Annotated in this window: 5 protein-coding genes; 3 read left to right on the top strand and 2 right to left on the bottom strand. The window is 60.0% G+C overall.

Annotation, left to right across the window (positions count from 1 at the left end):
* The first annotated feature begins 508 nt into the window (after positions 1-508).
* The 3 genes from GIW04_RS27755 (at position 509) to GIW04_RS27745 (ending at position 3,230) form a co-directional block, all read left to right on the top strand.
* Positions 509-1,141, top strand: coding sequence for a glutathione S-transferase family protein (locus tag GIW04_RS27755; protein ID WP_003193711.1), 633 nt, complete (start codon positions 509-511; stop codon positions 1,139-1,141).
* An 88-nt stretch (positions 1,142-1,229) separates the two neighbouring features.
* Positions 1,230-2,636, top strand: a complete 1,407-nt coding sequence (locus tag GIW04_RS27750) for an MFS transporter (RefSeq protein WP_003193713.1) — start codon at positions 1,230-1,232, stop codon at positions 2,634-2,636.
* A gap of 132 nt (positions 2,637-2,768) precedes the next feature.
* Entirely contained in the window at positions 2,769-3,230 is a 462-nt protein-coding gene (locus tag GIW04_RS27745; protein WP_034134344.1) for a hypothetical protein, read from the top strand.
* A 99-nt stretch (positions 3,231-3,329) separates the two neighbouring features.
* Here GIW04_RS27745 and GIW04_RS27740 read toward each other — a convergent pair whose 3' ends face one another.
* Complete coding sequence (locus GIW04_RS27740) at positions 3,330-4,283, bottom strand: aliphatic sulfonate ABC transporter substrate-binding protein (protein WP_034134345.1); 954 nt, start codon at positions 4,281-4,283, stop codon at positions 3,330-3,332.
* Positions 4,284-4,393: 110 nt separating this feature from the next.
* The gene (locus GIW04_RS27735; protein ID WP_120248626.1) at positions 4,394-4,915 is read right to left on the bottom strand and encodes a sigma-70 family RNA polymerase sigma factor; all 522 of its coding nucleotides are present in this window, start codon (positions 4,913-4,915) and stop codon (positions 4,394-4,396) included.
* Between the last annotated feature and the right edge of the window lie 109 nt (positions 4,916-5,024).

The raw sequence follows: 5,024 nt of genomic DNA, 5'->3' as shown, positions 1-5,024 counted from the left end.
TAGCCGCCCCGCGCCATGGATGGCGCGTGGCGGCGGCCCACGGATTCAAGCCTGTGTTCGGGCACACCGAGCCTAAGCGAGGTGCCGAGTGGTGGGGCAAGAGCGTTTTGCTTACTTTTGCGCTTTTTTTCAAAAGTGAGCCGCCGTCAGGGCGGAACCCTAAGTGGCCGTTACCTAAATAATGGATATGTACGCGGTCGAATCCAACATCCTGGTCGGCCGTCAGGCCGTCTTCGCAGGCAAGCCAGCTCCCACATTTGGATCGCGGTGCGTCAGTTAGAACAGCGTCGGCTATCCGGTCGTCACGGGAGCAAGCTCCCTCGCCACAGGTCCAGCGTCGCACCAAAGTTGTGTAGATAGCGGTGTATCAGGCAACATCTTCATTGACTGACACAACGCTATCCCAGGCAAGCCAGCTCCCACATTTTCGACAGTGCCCGCTTCACACCCTCGCGGCCGTGCCCGGCTCCTGTTAGATTGGTCATTCTCCAAATGCCAGGGAAGCACCATGGGCCATTCACTGAAAATCCTGGGCCGTACCTCCTCCATCAACGTGCGCAAAGTACTGTGGACCTGCCAGGAACTGGGCATCGACTATGTGCGCGAAGACTGGGGCATCGGTTTCAAGCCTACCCAATCCCCCGATTTCCTCGCCTTGAACCCCAACGCGCAGGTGCCTGTACTGATCGACGACCATGGAGTGCTATGGGAGTCCAATACCATCTGTCGCTACCTTGTCGGCCTCTATCAGCGCCATGACTTGCTACCCGTTGAGCCTGCCTTGCGTGCACGGGTCGAACAGTGGATGGACTGGCAAGCCACCGAACTCAACCCTTCGTGGGGCTATGCGTTCCACGCACTGGTGCGTCAAAACCCGGACTATCAGGACCCGCAACGCATCCAGGCGGGTGTGCAGGCCTGGAACGACAAGATGGCCTTGCTGGAACAACAGTTGAGCAAGACCGGCGCCTACGTCGCCGGCCAAGAGTTCACCCTCGCTGACATCTTGATCGGCCTTTCGGTACATCGGTGGCAGATGACACCCATGGAGCGGCCACCCTACCCCGCCATCGCGGCGTATTACCAACGCCTCAGCCAGCACGCTGGCTTCAAGACGTTCGCGCTCGACGGCCACAATTAGAGAAGCAGTTGCGCGCTTTAAGCTCCAAGCCCAATAGCGCTTTGGCTTAAAGCTCGAAGCTTCCAACTCGCCTAACTCAAGGTTATTCATGCCCACACTCGCCGCCTGCGTCTCAGACCCCACCCGCGCCGCCCACATCAGCGCCCGCATCGACCGCCTGCCCGCCGTCGCCACTATTTGGCGCCTGGTGGCGTTGCTTTCCATCGGCGGTTTTTTCGAGCTGTATGACCTGTTCCAAACCGCCTATATCAGCCCTGGCCTGATCAGCGACGGGATTTTTCATACCGGCAGCGAAGGCGTGTTCGGCTTCTCGGACCAGGCCGCTTTCGCCTCGGCCACATTCCTGGGCCTGTTCCTCGGCGCCAGCCTGCTCAGCCCCATCGCCGACCGCTTCGGGCGACGCGCGATTTTTACCTTTGCGCTGGTCTGGTACACGGTGGCCACGGTGCTGATGGGCATCCAGACCTCGGCCGTGGGCATCATCTGCATGCGCTTTCTGGTGGGCATTGGCCTTGGCATCGAACTGGTGACCATCGACGCCTACCTTTCGGAACTGGTGCCCAAGCGCATGCGCAGTTCGGCGTTTGCCTTTGCGTTTTTTATCCAGTTTCTGTCCGTACCGGCCGTGGCGTTGATGTCGTGGTGGCTGGTGCCACAGGCGCCGTTCGGTATCGCCGGGTGGCGCTGGGTGGTGTTGAGCAGTGCAGTGTTTGCATTGTTTATCTGGCAACTGCGCAAGCGCCTGCCGGAGTCACCGCGCTGGCTTGCACAAAAGGGACGCTTCGAAGAAGCCGACACGATCCTGAACAACCTGGAGGCACGCTGCCAAAAGGATCAAGGCAAGCCGCTGGACATGCCGGAGCCCGAAGCGATCAGCGTGCAAGGCAGTGGCCGTTTCGCCGATATCTGGCAGCCGCCCTACCGCCGCCGCGCCTTGATGCTGATCGTGTTTCATGTATTCCAGGCCATCGGCTTCTTCGGCTTTGGCAACTGGCTGCCGGCCTTGCTCTCGGGCCAGGGGGTCAGCGTGACCCACAGCCTGCTCTACGCCTTCATCATCACCCTCGCCTACCCGCTGGGCCCGCTGTTGTTCGTCAAAGTGGCCAACCGCTTTGAGAACAAATGGCAGATTGTCGGCTCGGCCATGGGGGCGGTGATCTTCGGCAGCCTGTTTGCCCTGCAAACCACCGCGTTAGGGCTGATTTTCTGCGGGGTGATGATCACCTTCTGCAACGCCTGGCTGAGCTTCAGTTATCACTCCTACCAGAGCGAATTGTTCCCCACCAATATCCGTGCACGGGCGGTGGGGTTCTGTTATTCGTTCAGCCGTTTATCCACGGTGTTCAGCAGTTTGTTGATCGGTTTTATCCTCGAACACCTGGGCACGCCGGGTGTGTTGGCGTTTATCGCCAGCAGCATGTTGATCGTGATGATTACCATCAGTTGGTTCGGGCCACGCACGCGCAACCTGGCGCTGGAGAACATCGCTCACTGACGGCAACGGTTGGCCGCACAAGGAGAAGGCTTGCCGCGCCGACGACTTCCGCCCCAGTAAACACTGGGGTCTGGCACCCGGCACAGTATTTGCTCCAGCTGTCGCACCGTCTGTTTTCATAGGTGACCGATCATGCTGGTTAACAACACTCAAGCGGCGTCGAACGTGCAACAGATCACGCGACCCGACATGGACCCCGCCAACGCCGCCGCCAGTGCGCTGTATAGCGGCGCTTTGCAGGCTGCGCAACACAGCGTCACAGTGCCGGCCGCGCAGAGGGAATTGGACAAGGCCAGCGATCGCATCGACGAAGCCTTCGCCAAGACCCGCGTGCAGTTACAGGCCACGACTAACGGGGCACGTACCGAGTTCACCGAATACATGAGCAAATCCCCGGCCGAACGTATTCGTGAACAGTTGCTCAAGGAACAAGGGCTGACCGAAGAGCAAGTGCAGGCGCTGCCCCAGGAAAAACAAGACGCCATCGCCAAACAAGTGGCCGAGCGCTTGAAGGAGCAACAACAGCAGCAGGTAGCGGCGAAGGCCACGGCTTCGCCAACCCAGACACTGAAGGAAACCCTGGCCGCTATCTAAACAGGTGGGAGCTGGCTTGCCTGCGATAGCATCACCTCAGCCCAACTGATACACCGAGGTGTCTGCATCGCAGGCAAGCCAGCTCCCACATTGTTCGGTTTAGCGGTCTGACTCAATGGGCTTGAAGACCACCTGCTGCACATCGACCTTTTTCGGGATCAGGCCGTTGGCAAAAAACAGGTCGGCGGTGCGTTGCTGGTTGGCGATGTCGATGGCCGCCAAGGGGCGGATCGGTTCAGGCGAGCGATGTTCGAAGTAGCTTTTGATCACCGCCGATGGCAGCCCTAGGGTGCCGGCCATCAGCGCGATGCTCGCGTCGGGCTGATCCAGCGACAGGCGCTGTGCTTTACCAAGCGTCTGGATAATCGTGGCGATGGCCTCGGGGTGCTGCTTGGCAAACGGGTGGTTGACCACGAAGAAACTGCCCGCAGGGTTCAGCCCTTGCCCATCCCCCAGCACGCGCGCCGAGCCGTCGATCACAGCGGCCGAGTAGTACGGGTCCCACACCACCCAGGCGTCCACCTTGCCTTGTTCAAACGCGGCACGGCCGTCGGAAGGCGACAGGTACACCACGTTCACATCCTTCCACTGCAACCCGGCGCGCAGCAGGCTCTTGAGAAACAGGTTGTGCGCACTGGAGCCCTTGAGCAACGCCACGCGCTTGCCCTTGAGTTCGGCCACGTTCTGCACGGTACTGGCCTTGGGTACCAGCACTGCTTCGGCCTTGCCCTCGTTGGGCTCGACGGCAAAATACTGCAAGTCGATCCCGGCCGCCTGGGCGAAGATCGGCGGGATATCGCCAATATTGCCGATGTCCAGGCTGCCGGCGTTAAGCGCTTCGATCAGCGGCGGGCCACCGAGGAATTCGGTCCACTGCACCTGTGTACCGGGCAGCGCCGCTTCGAAGAGTTTGTGCTCACGGGCGAGCACCATGCTGACCGAGCTTTTCTGGTAGCCGATGCGCAGCGTGGAAGGTTCGGCCGCTGAGGTGGGCTGCGCCAATACCGCCAATGCCAGCAGCGAACTGCCCAGCAGGTGTTTGATTGCTTTCATAAGTTGCCTCTTGGTGGTTCGATCAGATTCAAAGTGAGCACAGTAAGCGTGGAAGCTGGCTTGCCTGCGATGGCGGCCTGTCAGGGTCAGAGGTGTTGGCTGGCTCACCGCTATCGCAGGCAAGCCAGCTCCCACATTTGATCGGTGTGGGATTCAAGGCCGGTAACAGCGCGGGCCATATAGTCACTGACCGAGCGCTGGGAAATCCCCAGTTCGGCGGCGATCTGGGGGTACGTCAGGCCGTTGACGCGGGACAACAGGAACGTCGTCTTGATCTTGGCCGGCAAGCGGTCGAGTAATAGATCGATGGCTTGCAGGGCTTCGAGTACCTGGGCCCGATCCTCGGCGCAGGCGGCATCGTCATCCAGCGCAGCGAGGTAGGCACGCTCCAGGTCACGCCGGCGCCACACCTGGTATACGAGGCGCTGGGCAATGGTGGTAAGCAATGCGCGGGGCTGTCGTATCGGCGCTATCTGAGGTGCACTCAGAAGCTGGACAAACGCGTCGACGGCGATGTCTTCGGCGTGGGCACGGGAGTTGAGGTAGCGGTGCAAGCGGCTGCACAGCCAAGGGTAATGAATGCGAAACAGTGAGCCCACGTAATCGCTGTGAGCACTATCGGCGCCGGACATAGTGGCTCCTTCTGAGTAGGTTGCGCGGTATGTCCGGTGTTCCGGTGGAGCGATCCTAGCAAGGCTGCTTATGCTTTAATAATATTTAAAATGCATTTTTATATAACTC

The sequence above is a fragment of the Pseudomonas sp. PA-4-8C genome, assembly GCF_021606625.1.
Taxonomy (GTDB): Bacteria; Pseudomonadota; Gammaproteobacteria; order Pseudomonadales; family Pseudomonadaceae; genus Aquipseudomonas; species Aquipseudomonas lactis.
Note: the sequence above shows the minus strand (reverse complement) of the source record. Positions and strands in the feature narration are given on the sequence as shown.

Excerpts from the sequence above, each read along its gene's own strand:
- GIW04_RS27755 (WP_003193711.1), top strand. The coding sequence starts at position 509 with ATGGGCCATTCACTGAAAATCCTGGGCCGTACCTCCTCCATCAACGTG.
- GIW04_RS27750 (WP_003193713.1), top strand. The coding sequence starts at position 1,230 with ATGCCCACACTCGCCGCCTGCGTCTCAGACCCCACCCGCGCCGCCCAC.
- GIW04_RS27745 (WP_034134344.1), top strand. The coding sequence starts at position 2,769 with ATGCTGGTTAACAACACTCAAGCGGCGTCGAACGTGCAACAGATCACG.
- GIW04_RS27740 (WP_034134345.1), bottom strand. The coding sequence starts at position 4,283 with ATGAAAGCAATCAAACACCTGCTGGGCAGTTCGCTGCTGGCATTGGCG.
- GIW04_RS27735 (WP_120248626.1), bottom strand. The coding sequence starts at position 4,915 with ATGTCCGGCGCCGATAGTGCTCACAGCGATTACGTGGGCTCACTGTTT.